The organism is Mycobacterium paraffinicum (assembly GCF_025822865.1).
Taxonomy (GTDB): domain Bacteria; phylum Actinomycetota; class Actinomycetes; order Mycobacteriales; family Mycobacteriaceae; genus Mycobacterium; species Mycobacterium paraffinicum.
Genome location: NZ_JACKUR010000016.1, coordinates 350642 through 371983, shown reverse-complemented (window position 1 = coordinate 371983; position 21342 = coordinate 350642). Strand labels below are relative to the sequence as shown.

Sequence of the window (21342 nt, the reverse complement as noted above, 5' to 3'; positions counted from 1 at the left end):
CACGACGGCGGCGGCAGCATAGGCGCGGGGCCAAGCGGTTGACACAACGGACAGATTTCCCGAATGGCCGCAAGTTAAACGGGCTCACCAACTCTGGCGCCGTGTCCGCGCAGGTTGCACTGGCCGCTCGCGGGGTATGACCTATGCACCATGGCACCCACCGAGGCCCGCGCCGGCGCCCCGGCGCCCAGCACGCAGCTGCGGGAAGCGCTGCGCGGTGCGGCATCGGCGCTCAAAGAGAACGGCCCTCGGTTCGCGCTGGCCGGCAGCTATGCGTTGTGGGCGTACGGTGCGCCCGAGCCCACGCACGATGTGGACTTGGTGGTGGCCGAGGCCGACGTCGACGATGCCGTGGCCACCCTGCGCGATGCCGGGTTCGTCGTAGAGCGTCCTCCGGAGGATTGGCTCTTCAAGGCGCGTACCGGCGATACGGTCGTCGACGTACTGCACCGCGTCAACGGCGTGCGCGTGGAAGCCTCAGTCCTGGACTGCGCCGTGCCGCACGATGTGCTGGCCATCAGGATGCCCGTGCTGCCGCCCACGATGGTGCTGATCCAGCAGCTGCGTTCCCTCGGCGAGCACCATTGCGACTTCGCCAAACTACTGCCCGCCGTGCGCGCGGTCCGCGAACGGCTGGACTGGGAACGAATCAGGGCGTGCACCGCCGACAACGATTACGCGGTCGCCTTCCTGGTGCTGGTCGACAGGCTTGGCCTCACGGGTCAGTGATTCCGCAGTTTGGCTACCAGCTTGTCTTTCGTCAGACTTGAATACCCGGATATGCCAAGCTCTTTCGCGCGCTTCTTCAGCTGCGGCACGGTCCAGTCCTGATAGGACCCCGACTTGCCGCCTTTGCGCCCGACCGAGGACTTGCCCCGCGCGGCCGCCGCGTTGGAGATCCGGGCCGCCTTTTCCTTGGAGTCGCCCTGCTTGCGCAGGTCCTGGTACAACTTCTCGTTCTTGATCGACGAGTTCGGCATGGTTCACCCTCCTGTTCACCTGAGACAACCCTGACGTCCTGGTCAGAATGCCCGCCTTCACCCGGGTGAAAACCCATGCCTTCCTCGTCGACAGCTATCCGTCGTCAAGTGGGTTATCCCGCATTGACGCGGGTAGTCGAGGGGTGATGATTACTGCGACCAGCGACAATTGCGACCTTCGCGGCGTGGTGGCTATCGGCGCCTCCGCGGGGGGAGTCGAAGCGCTGTCGAGGCTGGCAGCGGGGTTGTCGCCGGATCTGCCATACGCGTACCTGATCACCCTGCACATTCCCGTCGGCGCACCGAGCGTCCTGGCCCGGATCGTCGACCGCAGCGGCCCGCTGCCGGCCGTCACGGCCGAAGAGGGTGCGAGGCTCGAACCGGCGCGCATCTACGTCGCCCCACCCGATCGCCATCTGCTGGTGGCCGACCACCGGGTGATGCTGTCGCAAGGGCCGACCGAGAACGGATACCGGCCCGCGATCAACGCGATGTTCCGTTCCGTCGCCTTGGCATTCGGGCCCCGAGCCATCGGCGCCCTGCTCTCGGGTGTGCTCGACGATGGCGTGTTGGGGCTGGGTGCCATTCGCTCCCGCGGTGGCATCACCATCGGTCAGTCGGCCGAGGACGCGTTGTTCGCCACGTTGCCGACCAATGCCCGCGAGGCCGGCGTCGTGGATCGGGAGGCCGCGGCGGCGGACATCGGCGCGGTGCTCAAAGAGCTGTCGCAACAAGACATCAAGGACTCGAACGTGGAGCGTGACGCCGCCATGGAACTTGAGAATCGCATTGCCATGATGACGCGATTCTCGACCGATTTGGACACCCGAGACCTGGGCGCGGCGTCGGGATACACCTGCCCGGACTGCAACGGCTCGCTGGTGTCCGTCAGCGAGGGCAACTTCCGCTGCCAGGTGGGTCACGCCTGGACAGCCGACGCGTTGCTCGCCGCGCGGGACGACGAAATCGAGGGCGCGCTGTGGGTGGCGCTGCGCAGCCTGCAGGAGAAGGCCCGGTTGGCGCGGCGCCTGGCGGAGAAATCGGGGCCTGGTCCGCTCAATCTGCGCTACACCGGCCTCGCCGAAGAAACCGAGCGGGCACTGGAAGTGCTCAGCGACCGGTTGTCGGCCAACGCACCACGCGGCGGTGATGCCGGAGACTGAGCCGTTGCCGGCCATCCGTATCGACACCGACGCGCAGCGGGACGTGCCGATCCTGGTGGCGGACGGCGTGCTGGACAGCTCCACGTATCGAGGTCTCCGCGACGCGGTCATCAAGGCGGCCCTCGACGAGCCCCGGGCGGTGATTGTCGATGTCGACCGGCTCTGCGTACCGACAGCCTCGGCCTGGACCGTTTTCACCAGCGCCCGCTGGCACGTCAGCATCTGGCCCGACGTCCCGATTCTGCTCGTGTGCTCGCAGCCGACGGCGCGGCGGGCGATTAGAGCGGGTGGCGTGGCGCGCTATGTGCCCGTCCATCCCAGTCGCGAGTCGGCGCTGAACGCCGCTCGCATCCGGTCAATCCACGTCCGGCGGCGGGCCCGCACCGAGCTTCCGCGCGCGCCCGGCAGCCTCGGCCTTGCCCGTGCCGCAGTTACCGATTGGCTCACCGAATGGGAATGCCGCAGCGCGATCCCGGTCGCGTCCACGGTGGCCACCGTCTTCGTCGAAAACGTCCTCGACCACACCGACAGCATGCCGGTACTGATCGTCGAAAGCTTTTCCGACGACGTCACCGTCGCGGTGGAGGATCGCAGCGCCCGCCTGCCCGGCCGGCACGAAGACGCCGATCGCGGCGCCGAGATGGTGTCCGGCCTGGCGATCGTCTCCGCGCTGTGCCGAACGTGGGGCAGCACCCCCACGCCAACCGGCAAGACCGTGTGGGCCCTGGTCGGTCGCGAGAATCGATTCTGACGACCGCGAGTAATGTGCAAGTCCTTCGGCCACGCTCGATGCGAACGGGACTGGAATGGACGCCACGACTGACGAGGGTTTCGAGGCTCTCCTGCGCTACATGCGGGATTCTCGCGGCTTCGACTTCACCGGCTACAAGCGCACGTCCCTGATCCGCCGCGTCCGTCACCGGATGGACCAGGCGGGCTACACCTCCTTCGAGGAATACCTCGACTTCTTGCAAGCCAGTTCCGACGAATTCGCCGCGCTCTTCAACACCATCCTGATCAACGTCACCGCCTTCTTCCGTGATGCCGAGGCCTGGGAGTACATCGGTGTGGAAGTCATTCCCCGGATGCTGGCAGAGCGCGGTCCGGCCGATCCGATCCGGGTGTGGAGCGCGGGGTGTGCCACCGGCGAGGAGGCTTACACGCTGGCCATCCTGCTGGCCGAGAACCTGGGGCCCGAGGCTTTTCGGCAGCGGGTCAAGATCTACGCGACCGACATCGACGAGGACGCACTGACCGAGGCGCGCGCCGCGTCCTACGACGCCAAGGCAGTCGAGTCGGTGCCGGTCGAGTTGCTGACGCGCTATTTCGAAAAGTTCAACGGCCGCTATGTTTTTCAGAAGGATCTGCGCCGCGCGGTGATCTTCGGCCGCAACGACCTGGTCAAGGATGCGCCGATCTCCCGCGTCGATCTGCTGGTGTGTCGCAACACCTTGATGTACTTCAACGCCGAGACGCAGCGAAACGTGTTGGGCCGCCTGCATTTTGCACTTTCGCCGCAAGGAACGCTGTTCCTTGGGCACGCCGAGATGCTGCTCAGCCACGGCGACCGGTTCACCCCGCTGAACCTGAAGCACCGAATCTTCCGAAAGGCGGTCGGAGGCCTTGCCGGCGTGGAGCGCTACGACCCGGCAGGGGCATTCTATGAACGCGATGCGGACCTGACGAGTTTGACCACGGTGCGCGACTTGGCTTTTCGTGCCAGCCCGGTGGCCCAGATCGTGGTCACCGGTGAGGACACCGTCGCGATGATCAACCAGCAGGCCGAGTCCCTGTTCGGGCTGTCGGCACGTGACATCGGCCGGTTGCTGCGCGACCTGGAGGTGTCCTACCGCCCGGTGGAGCTGCGCGCCTACCTGGAGCAGGCGAAGGTGGAGCGGCGGTCGGCGCGAATCCAGGACGTCAAGTGGCAGCGGCCCGGCGCCGAGACGGTGTGGTTCGAAATCCACGTCAACCCGCTCGTCGACGCCGAGAATGGCCTGCTCGGTGTGTCGATCGTGTTCTTCGACGTCAGCGCGACCCGCGCCCTGCTGGACAAGGTGGTCCAGACCAACCGCCAGCTGGAAGCGGCCTACGAGGAGTTGCAGTCCACCAACGAGGAACTGGAGACCACCAACGAGGAACTGCAGTCCACCGTGGAGGAATTGGAGACCACGAACGAGGAACTGCAGTCCACCAACGAAGAACTCGAGACGATGAACGAGGAGCTGCAGTCGACGAACGACGAACTGCACACCATCAATGACATGTTGCGGGAGCGCAGCCTCGAACTGGACGAGGCGAAGAATTTCCTGGATTCGCTGATCGACTCGGTCCACATGGGAATGGTTGTGGTGGACCGCGAGATGAAGGTCATTCTGTGGAACCGCGCCTGCGAAGAGCTTTGGGGGCTGCGGTCGGACGAAACGATCGGAACCAGGCTGACCACCCTGGACATCGGGATGCCGTTGGACAGCGTGCGGCCGCTCATCGGCGACGCGTTCGTGGACGCCGACAGCGCCGGAGTGACCGAAGTGGACGCCGTCAACCGCCGCGGCCGGCCGGCCCGGGTGCGCGTCACCTGCACGTCGTTTCGTTCACGTGAGGGAACGGTCGGGGGCGCGCTCCTACTCATCGAGGTGGTGAGCTAGCCACCCCACCGCGCGGCCGCTTCCTCGGCCGCCTGGTGGGCTAGTTGCGCCCGCCGCCGCGACTCGGCGGCCCGGCGCCGCGCCATTGCCACCGTTTGGGGGGTGGCGCGCGATCCCGCCGATAGGTCCCTGCGCCTGCCGCCCAGTTCGGCGGCGCGCAGTCCGGCGAGTTCGCCGCGCCATGCCGCGGTGTTGACGACCTCATCGCGCGGCAGTTCCGCGCCCCCCGGGGGGACGGCTTCCCACGCTACCGGCTCCCGGCAAGCGCCATTGCCGTTGTCCGGCTGTGGCCCGGGCAGCGGCGCGCCCTCGACGATGCCGGCCAGGGCGCGGCCGATCTGGTCAATCGGCAACACCAGGTTGGCCCCGGCCCGCGCCGCCGCCATCGGCATCGACGGGTACAGGGCGGTGTCGGGGCTCTCCGCAATGACGACGGCGCCGGCCCGTCTCAGCGCGGCGGTGCCCGCCGCCCCGTCTTGCCCCGACCCGGACAACACCGCGGCCGCGCTGCGCGGTCCGTACGACTTCGCGACCGACCGCAGCAGGACGTCGAAGCGGCGCACCCCGAAATCTTCGATCCCGAACAGGCGACAGCGGCCGCCCGGCGCCAGTTCCAGGTAGCTTCCCGGCGGACATACCAGCACCTGTCCCGGCCCTAGGACCTGCCCGTCGCACGCCCAATCGACCGGCTGCGCGGACAGCCGGCGCAGGACCGCCGGCAGGACGCTGTCGTGGTCGCCGAGGTGTTGCTGCACCACGACGGCGGCCGGAAAGTCGGTCGGCAGATCACTCAGAACCGTCGAGAGCGCGGCCAGGCCACCCGCCGACGCCACCAGGACCACCAGTTCGACGACGGGCCGATGCGCGTCGCTCGCCACCCCTCCAGTCTTCCAAATCGGCCGCCGCGGCACAGTCCGGCGAGCGATGCGTTTCTCGTCCAGCCCGCGCCGCGGTTATCCGTAATGCGAAATGGAAGCGCGGCAGGCGAAGCGGCCGGGACGCGCGCCCGTTTCGCCCGGATTTGGGCGGGGTAGGCAACCGGCAAGTCGACCCAAGGGAAGCTCGAGATGAGGATTGCGATCGTCAGCGGCGACGACGTCGTCGGTGACGACCCCCGGCAACTGTCCGCCGCGCTTGCGGCACGCGGGCACGAGGTCACCCGATTCGTCCGGCGCACGGGCCGCCGACGTGCAGAAACGAGCATCAACGGCCACCACACGGTCGCAGTACCCGTCGGGCCCCGCGCAGCAACGTGCGCCTCAGAGGTGCTGCCGTACGTCGGCGACTGGGCGGGCGCGCTCGCGCGCCAGTGGGACGCCGAGCGGCCCGACGTCGTGCACGCGTACGGCTGGCTCGGCGGGTTGGCCGCCCAACTGGCCGCGCGGCGGCAAGAGGTCCCGACCGTCCAGAGTTTCCTTGGACTGGCCGCCACCTGCAGGCCCGGGAACGCCGGGCAATCGCCGCCGGAGCGCGAACGGCTTCGTATAGAACCGCTACTGGCGCGCTGCGCGACGTGGGTGACGGGGGAGAGCGCCGACGACGTCGACGCCCTGAGCCGGCTGCGCCGCAGCCGGGCCCGGGTTTCCGCTTTGACGAGCGGGGTCGACGTTGAGCGATACAACTCCCGTGGCCCGGCATCGGCCCGCACAGACCTGCATCGCGTCCTGTGCCTCGCGTCAAACCCCTTGCCGTGCAACGGCTTCGACATCGCCGTCAAGGCGCTGCCCAGGGTTCCGGCCACCGAGCTGGTGATCGCTGAGACCGAGCCCACCAACCCCGACCACAACGAGGCGCGATCCAGGCTGCAACAGCAGGCCGCCAAGGTGGGAGTGGCCGAACGGGTCCGGTTCGCGGGCACCGTCGCCGGCGACGAACTGCCGATGCTGCTGCGGTCCGCGGACGCGGTCGCGTGCACGCCGCGCCAGCCACCGCGCGCGACAACGGTGCTACAGGCGATGGCCAGTGGCGTGGTGGTGGTGGCCTTCGGCGTCGGGGTGCTCAAGGACGCCGTGGTCGACAATGTCACCGGGCTGCTGCTCCCGTCGGAAACTCCCGGCAGCTTGTCAGCTACCTTGAGAAGCCTTCTGGCGCAGAGTTTTCAGTGCGAAAGCATGGGTGCGGCGGGTCGCAGCCGCGCGCTGTCGCGTTATGCCTGGGACCGGATTGCCCTTGACTCGCTGAACGTCTATCACCAGGTGCGGGGCCCGTGTCTGGCGCCGCCGCGCTTGCAGTCATCGGGTATCCGGTGATGCAATGAGCACACCGTGCACGGCCCTTTGGGAAAACCAACCATGACGACCATTACGAGCGCTACCCACAGCACCGGCACCGGCGTGCTCGCCGGTGCAGTGGACCGACCGCCCGAAGCGGGCCAAGCCGGGGTCGAGCGCGCGGGGGGCTCGGTTTCGGCACTTCGGCGCGACGAGTTCCGCACCATCGATGCGCAGACCGCGCGCCAATTCTTTGCCAGGGCCTACCATCCCGGCTGGCGCATCACCGGCCTTACGGGCCGCTCGGCCGTTTCCCATCATCGCTGCGAAGCGGGTTCGTTGACGGTCGACGAGGTGACAATCCAGGGTCGCGTCGCGGTGGAGATTCCGGCCTCCGACACGGTCGCCGTTATCCAGCCTCGCGCGGGGTCGATGAGCGTTGCGGGTGGTCCCCCGGCGTCGGTGGACTTGCCGATACTGGTCGCCCATGACATGTCGTGCGTGCTGCAGTGCAACGGGGCGCGGTTCGATGTGGTGAGCATCGCCTCGGACGTGCTGCACAAGGTCGCCGCGGATTGGCGCCCGCCGTTACCGCCGCAGATCCGCTTCCTGGACTGGCGCCCGCGCTCGCGCGCGGCCGTGCGGGCGTGGCATCGGACGCTGGACCACGTGGCCTTGACGCTGGCCGGCCCGGACACCGCCCACCAGCCAGTCATCGTGGCGGGGCTCGCTCCGCTGCTGGCCGGCGCGCTGCTCGAGTGCTACCAGTCCAACCTCACCGAGCAGGACCTGGCCAACGAGCCCGCGCTCCCCGAAACGCTGAAGGACGCCGTGTCTTTCATCCATCGGCACGCCGCTGAGGACGTCAGCATCAACGACGTCGCGGCCGCGGTGCATTTGACGCCCAGGGCGGTGCAGTACCTGTTCCGCCGTCAACTCGACAGCACCCCAACGGAATACATTCGCCGCGTGCGCCTCAATCGCGCACATCAAGAGCTGTTGGCCGGGGCGCCGTCCAACACCACCGTCACGGAAATCGCCCAGCGCTGGGGGTTCGCGCATACCGGCCGGTTCGCGGTGCTGTACCGGCAGACGTACGGCCAGAGCCCGCACACCACGCTCCGGCACCTGACCCCCCGGCCGTGATGACGCTACGCCGCTAAACTCGAGGTCAGGCCCACCGCGTCCACCGCATGTCGCCTTCGCGTCATGTCATTGTGACCAACACGCCGAAAGATGTTTTTCGCACCCGGAGTCAAAGCGAAACCGCCTGGTCGAGCGCCGATTCCGGGTTACCCCGGTGGGCCCGCAGTGTCGCTTGTGCGTACGGGCGACGGCTCTAGCCGGTAGGCTGTAGCCAGGTTGAGTCCCCAGCTGCCGTTATCAACGGGCCCCATTCGGACACCGTCGTCGCTCGCCCTGCTCACTCCAATCCCCTTGAAGGGCGCACTCAACATGACTGCTTCAACCGATCTTCGTACAACCGATCGACATACACCCGGGCTGCTCGGACAACCCCGCAGCCGCTACCAAATCGATTGCGCCGGAGCGCAAATTCATGTTCACGCCCGTAGTGTGGCCACCATCTTGCGCCTCGAAGGCGAGGTCGACGCATCCAACGCCGCGCTCATCGCCGAGGCCATTCGCCGCTTTTCGCGGCTCAGGGCCCCGCTGGTCCTCGACCTCGCCGGCCTGGACTTCCTTGCCGCCTCGGGCCTGCGAACGCTGCTGGTGCTCAGCGAGGAGCATCGGCACGCCGGGCTGCGGTGCTGCATCGTCAGCGGCGTGGCGCTGCGCCGGCTCGCGCGGGTCCTGCCCGAACTCGGCCTGCCCGTGGCCGACTCGGTGCCTGCGGCCCTCGCGCACATCGAAGGCGTCACATCGGCCCGCCGAAGACTGGTGTCGGGCCCGGCCCGGCAGCACGAACCGCAGAGTGACGCGCCCACGCGGCTCCGCGGGCTTGCTTCCTAACGACTCAGCCGGCGCATCAACTGGTCGGCGGCGTACCGGCCACTGGCCATGGCGCCGTGCACCGTGGCCGGATTGTTGACGCCGACCGCTTCGCCCGCCAGATAGAGCCGGTCGCTGATCGGTTCCTGCAGCCGGCGCCGGTCCTCCAGACCGGAGCCGGGGGCGTGAAAAGAGTAGGCGCCGCGCGCATATGGGTCGGCACTCCAGTCCGATGTCTTGACCTCGAACGGGGTGACGTCATCGCCGAACAGCCGGTGAGCGATCGGCAGCGCGGTGGCCATCAAATCCCGGGCCGAGGAGGCCTCCACGGTGCGGCCGCGGTCACCGGCATTGAATGCCAATATGATTGGGCCCGCGGCCGCCGGGAGGCTGAACCACTGCGCCCACGCGCCGCCGTCGGCGGCGAGGTATTGATAGAAGGCGTTGTCCACCGTCCAGCCGCGCCGGTCGAACCGGAAGAAACTCTTCGAAAGCACGCCGAAGCCCAGGACATCGACCGCGCGGCGGTGCGGGGCGGGAAGGGGCGGATTGAAAGCGATGGCACCGGCTTTCAGCACGCCGAGCGGAACGGTGACGATTGCGGCGGGTCCCTGGTAAGTCCGATCTTTCGTCCGGACGACGACGGAATCGTCGCGTCGCGCGATCGCCGTCACCGGCGTGTTCAGCTCGACCCGCAACCCGTCGGCGAGCAGTTTCGGCATCGCGTCGTAGCCGTTCGTGACGACAGCCTGATCGCCGCCGCTGTAGTCGCCTTCGTCAAAGGTGATGGCGGACAGCTGATCCGCGTCGGCAGCGAACTCGTCCTCGATCTCGGTGGTGAGATAGAAGGCCAACTGGGCGCGGTCCGAGGTGGACAGCGCTTCGCCGCCCGCCGCGGCATTGACGGCGGCCGCCAGGCTGCCGGCATCGACTTGGTAACGCGCCCGCTCCACGAACACGCGCCATAGTGTCGGGTCGTATTCGAGCGGTGGAAGTTTGGGATCGATCACGAGCCTGGCCCAGCTGTAATAGTCGGTCGTGACCAACTGAGCCCCCGCTCGCCGCGCCAGCTGCACCAGCGGGTTGTCCGCCGTGCCGTGGATCCACGACGCACCCATCTCGAGCGGTACGCCCCAGTCGCGGTCGGTGTGCACCCGGCCGCCGATGCGGTCGCGGGCTTCGATCACCCGAACCGGCCACCCCGCATCGGCGAGGCTGCGGGCGGCGGACAGGCCGGCCATCCCGGCGCCGATGACGAGCACCGACCGGGTTTCCGGTCGGGGCGGCCGCGCGGACGGCGGAGGGTGCGGCGCGCAGGCGGCCACCAGCCCACCGCCGACCACGCCCGTGGTGGCCGCGATGAATTCCCGACGGGACATCGGGTACACGGGTGTTAGCGTCTCACATCGAAACGGTTTGCCGGATTTACCGAATCCGAACGGACCTTAGGGATAAACTTGCGCCAGTCCTTAACTGCGGCGACGAGGCCGCGTTGGAGGGGGAGGCGGCGATGAGTGCTCGACGATCGGGTCACGCAGCCGATCCCTACCCCCACGTGCTGCCCCCGAGCCAGACGGTGGCCGTCCACGCGACCGACGGCACCCGGTTGCACGCCGAGGTGTTCGGGCCGCCGGACGGCTATCCGATTGTCCTGATGCACGGCATCACATGCACCATCCGCGCCTGGGCCTACCAGATCGCGGATTTGGCCAACGACTACCGGGTGATCGCCTACGACCACCGCGGCCATGGGCGCAGCGGCATGCCCCGGCGTAACGGGTACAGCCTGAAACACCTTGCTTCCGACCTGAATTCGGTGCTGGATGCGACGCTGGCGCCGCACGAGCGCGCCGTGCTGGCCGGCCATTCCATGGGCGGCATCACCATCGCCGCATGGTCGGCGCGCTACCGCCACATGGTTCGCCGGCGCGCCGACGCCGTCGCGCTGATCAACACCACGACAGGGGATCTGGTCCGCAAGGTGCAGCTGCTGTCGGTGCCGCGCGGGCTGTCGCCGGCCCGAGTGGCCGCCGGCCGCGCGCTGATCAACGCGTTCGGCGGGTTCCCGATCCCCACCGCGGCCCGCATCCCGAGCCGCTATCTGGTCGGGATGCTGGCCGTGGGCAGGGAAGCAGACCCCAGCGTCGCCAGGATCGTCCACCAGTTCTTCGAACAGACATCGCCCGCCGGGCGCGCCGGTTGCGCCAGGATGCTGGTCGCCGCGTTGGGGTCGCGATACCTGGAGCTGGACGGTTTGACGGTGCCGACGCTGGTCATCGGTAGCGAACGCGACCGGCTGACCCCGATCAGCCAGGCCCGCAGGATCGCGGGCACGGCGCCCAACGTCGTCGGCCTGGTCGAGCTGCCCGGCGGCCACTGCTCGATGCTGGAGCACCCACGCGAGGTGAACCGCCACCTGCGGGCACTCGCCGAGTCGGTGACGCAGGACGTGCGGATCAGTTCATAGCAAGGCGGTGATCTCGGCGGCCGCCCGCTGGCCGGACCTGACGGCGCCGTCGAGAAACCCGGTCCATTCGTCCGCGGTCTCGGTGCCGGCCCAGTGAATGGGGCCGACCGGCTCCCGCAGCCACGGCCCGAACCGTGTCCACGAGCCCGGCGGGACCGCGGCGGTGGGACCGCCGGGCGCGAATTGTTCTGCGCCCCAACGATGATCGACATAGTCGAGCGGCTTGAGGGCATCGTCACCGAACAGCGTCGCAAAGCAGCGCAACGTGTCATGGCGACGCTGCTCGGGGGAGAGCGAGTCGAAGGTGCGCGCGTCGACGAAGCCCATCAGGACGCCGGGCCCGTCGGCGTGCGGACTGACGTCGAAGGTGATGAAAACCGGCCCCGTGTCGGACAGCGCCTGGCCGGAGAAGCCGTTGGTTCGCCAAAACGGTGTGGAATAAGCCGCATAGGCCTTGCTGAGCTGGCCCTGCGGCCAGTGCTGGGCTAGCTGTTGGTACTCGGCGGGCAGCGGGGGAGCGAATTCGATGGCTGCGCGGTGGGCGGGCGGGACCGCGACGACGACGAACCCGGCTTCCGCCTGGCCGACGTCGGTGGTGACCGTAACCCCGGCGCCGTGCCGGTCGATGCGGCGGACCGGCGCGTTGAGCACGACCCGGGTGCCCAGCTCGGCGGCCGCGGCCGCGGCGATCTGCTGGGTGCCGCCCGGAAAACGGTCCTGTTGGGCACCGTTTTCGACGTCGAGCAGGCGGTCCAGCCCGCCGGCGGCGTGCGTGTACCGGGCCGCGTGCAGCATCGACACGTCGTCGGGTTCGCATCCCCAGGTCACCCGGGACACGATCGCCAGCAGGTCGTGCGACGACGCGGTGGCGTGTACCGAGCGCAGCCAGCCGCCGAGCGACACGCCGTCGAGCTCGTGCGCCCGGCGCGCGTCCCACGGGGCCGACAGCGGGATGCTGCGGGCGATCCGGTCGAATTGCCAACGCAACCGGCCGATATCGAGCAGCCCGGTCAGCGAAAGCTTGGGGATGGTGCCGCGATAGGAATGCGTCCAGCCGCGCCAGTGGATCACATTCTTGCCGTCGTGGTGGGTCGGGATGGTGGGGACGTCGAGTTCGGCCGCCAGCGCCAGCACCGCGTCCTGGGTCGGGCCGACGAACGTGCCCCCCAGGTCGGCGGGTAAGCCCGCCACGCTGCCGGTGAACGACCGGCCGCCGACGCGGTCGCGGCCCTCGAAGACGACCACGTCGTGTCCCTGGCGGGCCAGCTCGCGCGCCGCGGCGAGTCCGGCAAAGCCTGCGCCGACCACGACAACGTCGACAATCCACGGCGGATTTGGCACGCGCACCAGTCAACCCCAATTTCCGCGATTTCGTCGGGCAATTGCCCGACACCCGCGAACGTCGATTTGTTGCGCGAGATGGCCCGAGAATCCCGGAACTCCTCGACGTTCGCGGGCTGACTAGGGGGCGACGGTGAGCCAGTCGGAGAACCCGGAGGGGTCGTGGCGGCCCAGCGCGCCGTGTTCGTAAAGGCCCCAGCCCTCCACCGGCTCGCGATCGCCGTCGCGGCACACCGCCCGGCCGACGTGGTCGATCACGCCGAAACCCGACCGCGCGACGATCGCCGGGTCGGTCATGTCATAGCTCAGGCGCTCGACGAACTTCTCGCCCTTCCACATGCCGTGCAGCCAGTCCGAGTCGCCGCCATAGCCGCCGCCGACGTGGATGGGCACCGGCAGCTTGGACTCGACGTCGAAGTGGACCCCGGTGCCGTCGGGGGCGGTGGCGTCGATGGTCGCTCCGGTGGGGATGCGGGTGCCGGAGCGGTAGTGGATCTTCACCCGCGGCCAGCCCAGCTGCTCGACGCGGCCGTCGCGCCAGATGCGGGTGCAGTCGTTGAGCGAACGGAAGCCGTTGGGCTCCTCCTGAATGATCAGCACGATGCCGAAGTCGTCGAACGCCATCGGCACGTACAGCCACCACATGCCCTCGAACGGCGGGTCGGCGGGCCGGCCCGCCGGCTCGGGCTCGCCGATCGGCCGGATGCCCCACGACCGGTCGCGGCTGCCGAGCCAGGTCGCGGGGTCGACAGGAATCTCCTCGCCGTCGACGGCGATGCGGCCGCTCCAGCTGCCCAGCTGGGCGAACCGCTGCGCGTCCAGCGTCACCCGGTTGCCGGACCGCAGGACGTGCGGCTGCTCCTGCACGACGTCGAACAGTCCCTCCCAGGTGAGATCGGCTGCGATGCCCTCGGTTTCGTCGAGGACCAGGCGTAGCTTGTGCAACGGCTCGATGACCTCGATCCGGTAGCCGTTGACGTTCTGGTTGAGGCGATCCTGGTCGATGGCGTCACACAGATGCACCGCGGTCTGGGTGTCCCCGCGCCGGACGAGGAAGAACGCGTCCTTGACGCCCAGGTTGGGGTAGTAGCCGATGCCGCTGATGACGAAGATGTCTCCGGTGCGATCGTGGGCGTTGAAGTAGGAGCGATCGTAGAAGTTGCGGTCCGACGGACCCGGCCAGGCGATCGGCCGCGGAATCTGATGTACCGGGAACTCGTCGAGCGGGCCAAGCATTATTGCTCCTCTCCGATAAGACGTTTCATCAATCCGGCGTGGTAGAACAGCGACTCGACGTCGTCGGGTTTCTCGGTTTCGCCGAAGTGCACCCGGCGCGCGCCGGTGCGCATGAACACACAGGCCCACATGACGCCCGAATACACGTAAAACCAGCGCAGGTCACCCACTTCCACGCCGGTCAGTCGCTGATAGGTGGCGCGGACGTCGTCCTCGCGCATCACCTCCGGCAGGCCGGGCAGGCCCGCCAGGCCGGTCAGTTCTTGGAACACCATGTGCGCGTAGATCATCCACGCCACGTCGAGCTCGCGGGGCCCGAGCGTGACCATCTCCCAGTCCAGCACCGCGACCGGCTGGAAGTCGCGGTACAGCACGTTGCCCACCCGGGCGTCGCCCCAGAGCAGCACGGGCTCGCGCGCGGCCGATTCGGCCGGCCAGTTGTCCTCCAGCCAGGTGAAGGTTCGTTCCAGCAGTGGCGAGCGGCCGATGTCGGGGACCGAAAAGTCGTACCAGGACCGCACCCAGTTGAAGTGCCGGCGCAGCGCGGTGTCGCCGTCTTGGCCGTCGGAGAGAAATCCGAAGGTCTTCTCCGCGTTGGGGATTGAATGCAACTTGGCCAGCACGCCAACGGTTGCGTCCTGCAGCTCGCGCTGACGTTCGGCGGGGGCGTCGGCGAACCAATTGTTGCCGAATGTGTAGGGCATGACGTCGGGCGGGACCACGCCCTCGACGTAATCCATCACGAAGAAGGGGGTGCCCAGCACTTCGCCGGTGGGCTCGAGCCAGCGCACCGGCGGGACGGGTACGTCGGTGAATTCGCCGACCTTTCGGATGACTTCGAATTGGTGGTCAAGCCGGTAGGTTGGGAAGACCTGCACGTCTTCGGCGGCGGGCGCAACCCTGGTCACGAGTTTCTGCTCGACGGGCTTCCCGCCCTCTTGCCAGCGAGTGGAGAGGATGATGGTCTCCGACGACATGCCCGTGGAGTCGACACCGCTCTCGACCGTCACCTCCGGCATCGCTCCGGCGGGCAGGACGGTCGACAGCCATTTCGACATCACGGCGGGCAGCGTCGTGACGTCTCGGCTGGAGCGCTGCAGCCGGTCGACCTTGTCCAGCACGGGTTCGTTGGCCACGGGTGCCTCCCATTCTTTGGGACTTGATTCTCTTTGAGACTTCGGCGCGGCAATTACGATACGGTAGGTAGCGATATGAAAGCAGACCCGTCCACCCTTGACAAGGCCCCCGGTGCCGGCCGCCCGCGGGACCCGCGTATCGACTCGGCCATCCTATCGGCCACCGCGGAACTGCTTGTCCAAATGGGCTATTCAAATCTGAGCTTGGCGGCGGTCGCCGAGCGCGCGGGAACGACGAAGTCGGCCCTGTACCGCCGGTGGTCGAGCAAGGCCGAATTGGTGCACGAGGCGGCCTTCCCGGTGGCGCCCACCGCGCTGGAGGCGCCGGCCGGGAACATCGCCGCCGACATCCGCATGATGATCGAGGCCACGCGCGACGTCTTCACCACCCCGGTCGTGCGCGCCGCCCTGCCGGGCCTGGTAGCCGACATGACGGCCGATCCTGCCTTGAACGCCCGGGTGATGTCGCGGTTCGCGGACCTGTTCGCGACGGTGCGGGTGCGGCTCAGTGACGCCGTCGACCGGGGTGAAGCGCATCCCGACGTGGACCCGGACCGGTTGATCGAGTTGATCGGGGGAGCCACGATGCTGCGCATGCTGCTGCGCCCGGAGGACGAACTCGACGATGCGTGGGTGGAGCAGACCACCGCCATCGTTGTGCACGGGGTGAAGCGATGACCGGGCGCCTGGCGGGGCGGGCCGCCATCGTCACCGGCGGCAGCCGCGGGCTGGGCCGCGCGATCGCGCTGTCCCTCGCGGCGGAGGGCGCCGCCGTCGCGGTGGCGGGCCGCACCGAGCAGGTGTGGGACGAGCGGTTGCCCGGCACCATCGGTGAGACGGCCGCCGACATCGAGGCGGCCGGCGGACGGGCGGTGGCGATCCGGGCCGACCTGACCGACCGCGAGGACATCGCCCGGCTGGTGGCGAAGGCGCGAGAAGCCCTGGGACCCATCACGATCCTGGTGAACAACGCGGCCTTCACCGCGCCGGGACGCCCCCCGGCGCCCGGCTCCGAACCGCGCGCCAAGTCCGTCCAGCCGGCGAGCGGCGCCGCCAAACCCGGCTGGCCGGGATTCGTCAGCATTCCGCTCGCCGCGTATCGCCGGCATTTCGAGATCGCGGTCTTCGCCGCGTACGAGCTGATGCAGCTGGTGAGCCCGGACATGATCGAAGCGGGCGGTGGATCGATCATCAACGTCACCTCGGTCGCGTCGAGGATCCCCGGCGACGGGCCGTACCCCGACCGCGGCGGCGGCGTGCTGCCCGGCTATGGCGGATCCAAGGCGGCGCTGGAGCATCTGACCCAGTGCGCGGCATACGATCTCGCCGATCACCACATCGCGGTCAATGCCCTGTCACCGTCGAAACCGATCCTCACCCCGGGGCTGGCCTACTATGCCCCCGAGTTCGACGACACCGCCGGCGCCGACGAATTCGCCCGAGCGGCAGTCGAATTGACGCTGGTCGATCCCGCGAAGGTCACCGGGCGCACGATCGGCCACCTGCAGGTGCTCGACGGCAGCTTCCGGCCCTTCGAGCCGGACTAGGCCCGCGTCTTCGCCGTGACCGCGTTGATGATCACGGCATGCAGCCGCTGCCATTTGGGGGACTGGAACCCCGCCTGCAGCAGCAGCTTCTCGGCGCGGTGGCGGGTGCGGGCCTTGCCGCGACGGCCGACGGCCAGGGTCGGGACCAGCCACAGCGAAAACTGCTCGACGAGCACCAGGCTTCCGCCGGGCCGCAGCACCCGGGCGCACTCCAACAGGCCCGCGAGTTGGTTGGACCAGTGATCGAATGACGTGGTGCTGACCACCAGGTCGAACGCGCGGTCGGCATAGTTGAGCTCCTCAGCCACTCCGCGGGTGAAGCTCAGTCGCGGGTCGCGCGCGAGGGCCGTTGCGGTGGCGACCATTTGAGGGGCGGGATCGATCCCGGCGAGGTGCTTGGCCTTCGGGTAGCGGCGAGCCAGCCGTTGCAGCAGGTAACCCGTGCCGCACCCCACGTCGAGCACATACTCGGGAGCGGTGACCGTCGCCACGGCCAGCTGCGCGGTGCGGTCGGCGATCTCGTGATGCAGCCGCCCGCGCCAGTCGCGGTCGTAGCCGGCGGCACGATCGTCGAACGCTGCGACATCGCGGTATGGCGGCACGAATCGTAGTGTCCCACCGGGAGGGCAGGACATCCACCGCCGCGCATACCGCCCGGATGTGGTCCTCGCCGACCGCACCGTCGGCACGAACCCGCTTCCGTCGGGCGGGCCGGCGATGTCCGCGAAGAACCGGCACATCGGCGACGTCGGGCCGCAACATCGGATGACGTCTCCCGCAGCACATCGTGGGCGGCGTCGATCGCGTGAAGAGCGGCGCCGATCCGCTCTCGTGCCTGTTCGGCGCTCATCGGTAGACCCACGACGCAACGCTATCGAACAAAGGTTCGGAAATGAGCATCCGGGCGCGGTTTTCTGGATGAACCCCCGACTGTGGATAACCCGCGGCCTGACGTGCCAGGATGAGGCAAGGCCAGTGCCGCAACAGACGAGTGGTGTGCCAATGCCTGGTATGGACAAGCCCACGGGGCGGGTTGTCGCCCTGATCGTGCTGCTGCTCGTCGTCTCCGCCGCGCTGCGGGGTTATCTGCCGGCCGCCCACCACGAGGAGCGCGGCGAGGCCGCCGGCAGCCGGGCGGCGCTGATATTCGTGGTGGCCGCCCTCGGCGTGACGCTCGCGCTGGTGGCGATCGCGGTCATCGCGCGGTTACGCGACCCGCGCGCGGCGGCGCCGCAAGCGGGCCAGCTGTCCGAGATGCTCGGCACCGGCAGGGGCCGGCCGAGCTGGCGCGTGGTGCTGATCGCGCTGGCGGTCATCGTGGCCTGGCTGCTGATCGTGATGGTGGCATCCCGCCTGTTGGCGCCGCACGGTGTCGGTCAGCCGCAACCCCCACAGACGACCGGCGCTCCGCCGGCGGAGCATGGCAACGCCCCGGCGCCGCAGCGGCCGCATTCCCAGAACGGCGACATGTTCGGCATCCTGCTCGCCGCCACCGTCCCGATGATGCTCATCATCGTCACGGGGACGGTCGTCATGGCGCGCCGGCGGTGGCGCGGTGCGACGCCGGGCGCCGTCATCGATGATCATGCCGAATCCCCGGCGCTCCCAACACGTTCGGAATCTCTGGTGCGAGCCGCCGAACGTGGGCTGGCCGAGATGACCGATCTCAGCCGGGAACCGCGCGAGGCGATCATCGCCTGTTATGCCGCAATGGAACGCGAACTCGCCCATGTGCCCGGCGCAGCCCCGCAGGACTTCGACACCCCGACCGAGGTGTTGGCCCGGGCGGTCGAACACCGTGCGCTGCATGCCGATAACGCCGTGCAACTGGTGAACCTGTTCGCCGAGGCGCGATTCAGTCCACATGTGATGAACGAGGGGCACCGCGACCTGGCGGTGCGCGTCCTCCAGCTGGTCCTCGACGAGCTGGGCTCCCGGAGTCCCGTATGAAAAAGACTCTGGCCCTGGGTATCTGCCTCATCGTCGGAATCGAGCTGCTGGCATTGATGCAGCACGACCGCCGATTGGTGCTGGCCGCCGCGGGTGGTGCCCTGGCTCTGGTGCTGCTCACCGTCCGTCGCATCCTGGGACGCGGAATGCGACCCGAGCCCGAAGCGGATCCCGACGATCTCGGGGATTCGTTGCGCCGCTGGCTTTCCAACACCGAGACGACGATCCGGTGGTCGGAGTCGACCCGGGTGGACTGGGACCGGCACCTGCGCCCGATGCTGGCGCGCAGATACGAGATGACGACCGGCCAGCGTCGATCCAAAGACCCCGTGGCGTATCAGGCGGGCGGTCAAATGCTCTTCGGGGCCGAGCTGTGGGAATGGGTTAATCCGAACAACGTCACGCGGACCGGCGACCGGCGACCCGGTCCCGGCCGTGCGACGCTGGAAGAGATTCTGCGAAAGTTGGAACAGGTATGACGCTGCCGGCGGCAACAACCACAGCGCACTGCGAGGCGGTGCTCGACGAGATCGAGCGGGTGGTGGTGGGCAAGCGCTCCGCGCTCACCCTCATTCTCATCGCGGTGCTCGCCCGCGGCCACGTTCTGATCGAGGACCTGCCGGGCCTGGGTAAGACGCTGATCGCCAGGTCGTTCGCCGCGGCGCTGGGGCTGCAATTCACCCGCGTCCAGTTCACCCCGGACCTGCTGCCCGCGGACCTGCTCGGCTCGACGATCTACGACATGCAGTCAGGCCGCTTCGCGTTCCGGGCGGGACCCATCTTCACCAACCTGTTGCTCGCCGACGAGATCAACCGAACGCCGCCCAAGACCCAGGCGGCACTGCTCGAGGCGATGGCCGAAGGTCAGGTCAGCATCGACGGCGAAACACATCAGCTGCCAAAGCCTTTCGTCGTTCTCGCGACCGACAATCCGATCGAGTACGAGGGCACCTATCCGCTGCCGGAAGCGCAGCTCGACCGGTTCGCGATCCGCCTGGAACTGCGCTACCTGTCCGAGCGCGACGAGGCGGCGATGTTGCGCCGGCGCCTCGAACGCGGGTCGGTGGAACCGACCGTCAATCAGGTGGTGGACGCGCACGACCTGCTCGCGATGCGCGAATCGGTCGAGCAGGTGACCGTGCACGAGGACGTGTTGCACTACGTGGTGTCGCTGGCCAACGCCACGCGCCACCATCCGCAGGTGGCGGTGGGCGCCAGCCCACGCGCCGAGCTCGACCTGGTTCAACTCGCCCGCGCCCGCGCGCTCTTGCTCGGCCGGGACTATGTGATCCCCGAGGACGTCAAGGCGCTCGCCGTCCCGGCGGTCGCACACCGGATCACCCTGCGCCCGGAGATGTGGGTGCGCAAGATCCAGGGCGCCGACGTGGTCGGGGAGTTGTTGCGCCGCTTACCGGTGCCCCGCACGGACCACGGGGAAAAGTGACCCAGTCTCCGGTTGAGTTCCGCTGGCGCGCATCGCACTTGACGCGGGCGCTGGCCAGCTGCGCGGGGTTGGCGCTCGCGGTCGCGGTGATCGGCGCCCGATGGCAGCTGATCGCGTTCGCGGCGCCGCTGCTGGGCGTGCTGTGCTCGATCAGCTGGCAACGACCCGTGCCGGCGGTCCGCGTGCACGGCGATCCCGATGCGCAGCGGTGCTTCGAGAACGACCGCGCGCAGCTGCGCATCTGGGCGACGGAAGAGGGCGGGGCAACGGGGTTTTCGGCGGTCGAGGTCACGGTTCCGCCCGTGGAGGGGATGCAGCTCGAAGTTCTCGACTCGGACTTTCGCCGGAGCAAACGGGTTGCGGCAACGGCGCAACGCTGGGGCCGGTACTTCATCCGGGCCCGGGTCGACGCGGTCGCGCGCGGCGGGCTGCTGTACGGGACGGCGACCGTCGACGCCGCCGAAGTCATCGTCTTTCCCCTGACGCCCCCGCAGTCGACGCCCATCCCGCAGACCGAGCTGCTCGACCGCCTGGGCGCCCACCTCACTCGGCACGTCGGCCCCGGCGTCGAATACGCCGACATTCGTGCTTACGTGCCCGGAGACCAACTGCGCGCGGTGAATTGGCCGGTGAGCGCGCGCCGCGGCCAGCTACACGTCACTCAGCGCCTCACCGACCGCGCCGCCGACGTGGTGGTGCTGATCGACACCTATCGCCAACCGGCGGGCCCGGCGACCCGCGCCACCGAGCGCGTGGTTCGCGGCGCCGCGCAGGTCGTACAGACCGCGCTGCGGCACGGGGACCGCGCCGGCATCGTCGCCCTGGGCGGCAACCGCCCGCGCTGGCTGGGCGCAGACATCGGGCAGCGCCAGTTCTATCGGGTCCTGGACACGGTGCTCGGCGCCGGCGATCGATTCGAGAAGACAACGGGCACGTTGGCGCCGCGCGCGGCCGTTCCCGCCGGCGCGATCGTCATCGCGTTCTCCACGCTGCTCGATACCGAATTCGCGCTCGCGTTGATCGATCTCCGCAAGCGCGGCCACGTCGTCATCGCCGTCGACATCCTCGACAGCTCCCCGTTCGAGGGCGAGCAGGATCCCCTGGTGGACCGGATGTGGACGCTGCAGCGCTCCGCGATGTATCGCGACATGGCCACGGTCGGCGTCGACATCGTTTCGTGGCAAGGAGATAGCGGGCTCGAGCAGTCCATGGGTGTGCTGCCGGACCGCCGCCGCAGGGTACGGGGACGGCTCGGTGGCTAGCGAGGAGA

General features: G+C 68.6%; 21 protein-coding genes. 14 read left to right on the top strand and 7 right to left on the bottom strand.

Translation table 11 applies throughout. The features are described 5' to 3' along the window. Positions 1-150: 150 nt before the first annotated feature. A complete protein-coding gene (locus tag H7J89_RS07060) occupies positions 151-729 on the top strand; it encodes a nucleotidyltransferase family protein (RefSeq protein ID WP_264038936.1) in 579 nt (192 codons plus the stop codon). Here H7J89_RS07060 and H7J89_RS07055 read toward each other — a convergent pair. Further along, entirely contained in the window at positions 723-980 is a 258-nt protein-coding gene (locus H7J89_RS07055; RefSeq protein WP_067948177.1) for a DUF7218 family protein, read from the bottom strand. The two genes, H7J89_RS07060 and H7J89_RS07055, sit on opposite strands and share 7 nt — an antisense overlap. 146 nt (positions 981-1126) lie before the next feature. On the opposite strand from H7J89_RS07055, the gene H7J89_RS07050 reads away from it, so the two are divergent. Genes H7J89_RS07050 through H7J89_RS07040 form a run of 3 tightly spaced genes read left to right on the top strand, consistent with a single transcriptional unit; the run spans position 1127 to position 4791 of the window. Beyond that, a complete protein-coding gene (locus tag H7J89_RS07050; RefSeq protein WP_264038918.1) occupies positions 1127-2143 on the top strand; it encodes a chemotaxis protein CheB in 1017 nt (338 codons plus the stop codon). Further along, the gene (locus H7J89_RS07045; RefSeq protein ID WP_264038909.1) at positions 2130-2894 is read left to right on the top strand and encodes an STAS domain-containing protein; all 765 of its coding nucleotides are present in this window, start codon (positions 2130-2132) and stop codon (positions 2892-2894) included. The genes H7J89_RS07050 and H7J89_RS07045 overlap by 14 nt, the downstream gene beginning before the upstream one ends. Before the next feature lie 55 nt (positions 2895-2949). After that, positions 2950-4791, top strand: coding sequence for a CheR family methyltransferase (locus tag H7J89_RS07040; protein ID WP_264038902.1), 1842 nt, complete (start codon positions 2950-2952; stop codon positions 4789-4791). Here H7J89_RS07040 and H7J89_RS07035 read toward each other — a convergent pair. After that, positions 4788-5669 carry a chemotaxis protein CheB gene (locus H7J89_RS07035; protein ID WP_264038894.1) on the bottom strand — a complete coding sequence of 294 codons (882 nt, stop codon included), beginning with the start codon at positions 5667-5669 and terminating at the stop codon, positions 4788-4790. The two genes, H7J89_RS07040 and H7J89_RS07035, sit on opposite strands and share 4 nt — an antisense overlap. Before the next feature lie 189 nt (positions 5670-5858). Here H7J89_RS07035 and H7J89_RS07030 point away from each other — a divergent pair, with 189 nt between their 5' ends. From H7J89_RS07030 to H7J89_RS07020, 3 genes are all read left to right on the top strand, one after another. Next, positions 5859-7040 carry a glycosyltransferase gene (locus H7J89_RS07030; protein WP_264038886.1) on the top strand — a complete coding sequence of 394 codons (1182 nt, stop codon included), beginning with the start codon at positions 5859-5861 and terminating at the stop codon, positions 7038-7040. A 42-nt stretch (positions 7041-7082) separates the two neighbouring features. Then, complete coding sequence (locus H7J89_RS07025) at positions 7083-8147, top strand: helix-turn-helix transcriptional regulator (protein ID WP_264038879.1); 1065 nt, start codon at positions 7083-7085, stop codon at positions 8145-8147. Between the two features lie 429 nt (positions 8148-8576). After that, positions 8577-8972 carry an STAS domain-containing protein gene (locus H7J89_RS07020; RefSeq protein WP_264038872.1) on the top strand — a complete coding sequence of 132 codons (396 nt, stop codon included), beginning with the start codon at positions 8577-8579 and terminating at the stop codon, positions 8970-8972. Here H7J89_RS07020 and H7J89_RS07015 read toward each other — a convergent pair. Further along, positions 8969-10339, bottom strand: a complete 1371-nt coding sequence (locus H7J89_RS07015) for a flavin monoamine oxidase family protein (RefSeq protein ID WP_264038865.1) — start codon at positions 10337-10339, stop codon at positions 8969-8971. The genes H7J89_RS07020 and H7J89_RS07015 overlap by 4 nt on opposite strands. A 122-nt stretch (positions 10340-10461) precedes the next feature. Here H7J89_RS07015 and H7J89_RS07010 point away from each other — a divergent pair, with 122 nt between their 5' ends. Further along, a complete protein-coding gene (locus H7J89_RS07010; RefSeq protein WP_264038855.1) occupies positions 10462-11418 on the top strand; it encodes an alpha/beta fold hydrolase in 957 nt (318 codons plus the stop codon). On the opposite strand, the gene H7J89_RS07005 is transcribed toward H7J89_RS07010, so the two are convergent. The 3 genes from H7J89_RS07005 to H7J89_RS06995 form a co-directional block, all read right to left on the bottom strand. After that, positions 11413-12759: a flavin monoamine oxidase family protein gene (locus H7J89_RS07005; protein WP_264038847.1), complete on the bottom strand. Its 1347-nt coding sequence runs from the start codon at positions 12757-12759 to the stop codon at positions 11413-11415. The two genes, H7J89_RS07010 and H7J89_RS07005, sit on opposite strands and share 6 nt — an antisense overlap. Before the next feature lie 120 nt (positions 12760-12879). Further along, on the bottom strand, positions 12880-13995 hold the full coding sequence (locus H7J89_RS07000; RefSeq protein WP_264038840.1) for an Rv3169 family protein: 1116 nt from the start codon (positions 13993-13995) through the stop codon (positions 12880-12882). After that, positions 13995-15131, bottom strand: a complete 1137-nt coding sequence (locus H7J89_RS06995) for a phosphotransferase family protein (protein ID WP_264038832.1) — start codon at positions 15129-15131, stop codon at positions 13995-13997. The genes H7J89_RS07000 and H7J89_RS06995 overlap by 1 nt, the downstream gene beginning before the upstream one ends. Positions 15132-15206: 75 nt before the next feature. Here H7J89_RS06995 and H7J89_RS06990 point away from each other — a divergent pair, with 75 nt between their 5' ends. Together H7J89_RS06990 and H7J89_RS06985 are read left to right on the top strand one after the other, a co-directional pair. Then, positions 15207-15809 carry a TetR/AcrR family transcriptional regulator gene (locus H7J89_RS06990; protein WP_067208297.1) on the top strand — a complete coding sequence of 201 codons (603 nt, stop codon included), beginning with the start codon at positions 15207-15209 and terminating at the stop codon, positions 15807-15809. Continuing rightward, positions 15806-16678 (top strand): SDR family NAD(P)-dependent oxidoreductase, encoded by an 873-nt coding sequence (locus tag H7J89_RS06985; RefSeq protein WP_264038815.1) that lies wholly within the window; start codon positions 15806-15808, stop codon positions 16676-16678. Before H7J89_RS06990 ends, H7J89_RS06985 begins: the two co-directional genes overlap by 4 nt. Here the strand turns inward: H7J89_RS06985 and H7J89_RS06980 are convergent. After that, positions 16675-17280 (bottom strand): class I SAM-dependent methyltransferase, encoded by a 606-nt coding sequence (locus H7J89_RS06980; protein ID WP_264038806.1) that lies wholly within the window; start codon positions 17278-17280, stop codon positions 16675-16677. The genes H7J89_RS06985 and H7J89_RS06980 overlap by 4 nt on opposite strands. Before the next feature lie 400 nt (positions 17281-17680). Between H7J89_RS06980 and H7J89_RS06975 the strand changes: the two genes are divergently transcribed. Genes H7J89_RS06975 through H7J89_RS06960 form a run of 4 tightly spaced genes read left to right on the top strand, consistent with a single transcriptional unit; the run spans position 17681 to position 21334 of the window. Next, positions 17681-18628: a DUF4129 domain-containing protein gene (locus H7J89_RS06975; protein WP_264038802.1), complete on the top strand. Its 948-nt coding sequence runs from the start codon at positions 17681-17683 to the stop codon at positions 18626-18628. After that, positions 18625-19107 carry a hypothetical protein gene (locus H7J89_RS06970; RefSeq protein WP_264038796.1) on the top strand — a complete coding sequence of 161 codons (483 nt, stop codon included), beginning with the start codon at positions 18625-18627 and terminating at the stop codon, positions 19105-19107. The genes H7J89_RS06975 and H7J89_RS06970 overlap by 4 nt, the downstream gene beginning before the upstream one ends. Continuing rightward, a complete protein-coding gene (locus H7J89_RS06965) occupies positions 19104-20072 on the top strand; it encodes an AAA family ATPase (protein ID WP_264038790.1) in 969 nt (322 codons plus the stop codon). Before H7J89_RS06970 ends, H7J89_RS06965 begins: the two co-directional genes overlap by 4 nt. Further along, positions 20069-21334: a DUF58 domain-containing protein gene (locus H7J89_RS06960; protein WP_264038781.1), complete on the top strand. Its 1266-nt coding sequence runs from the start codon at positions 20069-20071 to the stop codon at positions 21332-21334. The genes H7J89_RS06965 and H7J89_RS06960 overlap by 4 nt, the downstream gene beginning before the upstream one ends. The last annotated feature ends 8 nt before the right edge of the window (positions 21335-21342 follow it).

What these genes read in the sequence shown, in the direction of transcription:
- H7J89_RS07060 (WP_264038936.1), top strand. Translation starts at nt 151, where the DNA reads ATGGCACCCACCGAGGCCCGCGCCGGCGCCCCGGCGCCCAGCACGCAG.
- H7J89_RS07055 (WP_067948177.1), bottom strand. Translation starts at nt 980, where the DNA reads ATGCCGAACTCGTCGATCAAGAACGAGAAGTTGTACCAGGACCTGCGC.
- H7J89_RS07050 (WP_264038918.1), top strand. Translation starts at nt 1,127, where the DNA reads ATGATTACTGCGACCAGCGACAATTGCGACCTTCGCGGCGTGGTGGCT.
- H7J89_RS07045 (WP_264038909.1), top strand. Translation starts at nt 2,130, where the DNA reads ATGCCGGAGACTGAGCCGTTGCCGGCCATCCGTATCGACACCGACGCG.
- H7J89_RS07040 (WP_264038902.1), top strand. Translation starts at nt 2,950, where the DNA reads ATGGACGCCACGACTGACGAGGGTTTCGAGGCTCTCCTGCGCTACATG.
- H7J89_RS07030 (WP_264038886.1), top strand. Translation starts at nt 5,859, where the DNA reads ATGAGGATTGCGATCGTCAGCGGCGACGACGTCGTCGGTGACGACCCC.
- H7J89_RS07025 (WP_264038879.1), top strand. Translation starts at nt 7,083, where the DNA reads ATGACGACCATTACGAGCGCTACCCACAGCACCGGCACCGGCGTGCTC.
- H7J89_RS07010 (WP_264038855.1), top strand. Translation starts at nt 10,462, where the DNA reads ATGAGTGCTCGACGATCGGGTCACGCAGCCGATCCCTACCCCCACGTG.
- H7J89_RS07000 (WP_264038840.1), bottom strand. Translation starts at nt 13,995, where the DNA reads ATGCTTGGCCCGCTCGACGAGTTCCCGGTACATCAGATTCCGCGGCCG.
- H7J89_RS06990 (WP_067208297.1), top strand. Translation starts at nt 15,207, where the DNA reads ATGAAAGCAGACCCGTCCACCCTTGACAAGGCCCCCGGTGCCGGCCGC.
- H7J89_RS06985 (WP_264038815.1), top strand. Translation starts at nt 15,806, where the DNA reads ATGACCGGGCGCCTGGCGGGGCGGGCCGCCATCGTCACCGGCGGCAGC.
- H7J89_RS06975 (WP_264038802.1), top strand. Translation starts at nt 17,681, where the DNA reads ATGCCTGGTATGGACAAGCCCACGGGGCGGGTTGTCGCCCTGATCGTG.
- H7J89_RS06970 (WP_264038796.1), top strand. Translation starts at nt 18,625, where the DNA reads ATGAAAAAGACTCTGGCCCTGGGTATCTGCCTCATCGTCGGAATCGAG.
- H7J89_RS06965 (WP_264038790.1), top strand. Translation starts at nt 19,104, where the DNA reads ATGACGCTGCCGGCGGCAACAACCACAGCGCACTGCGAGGCGGTGCTC.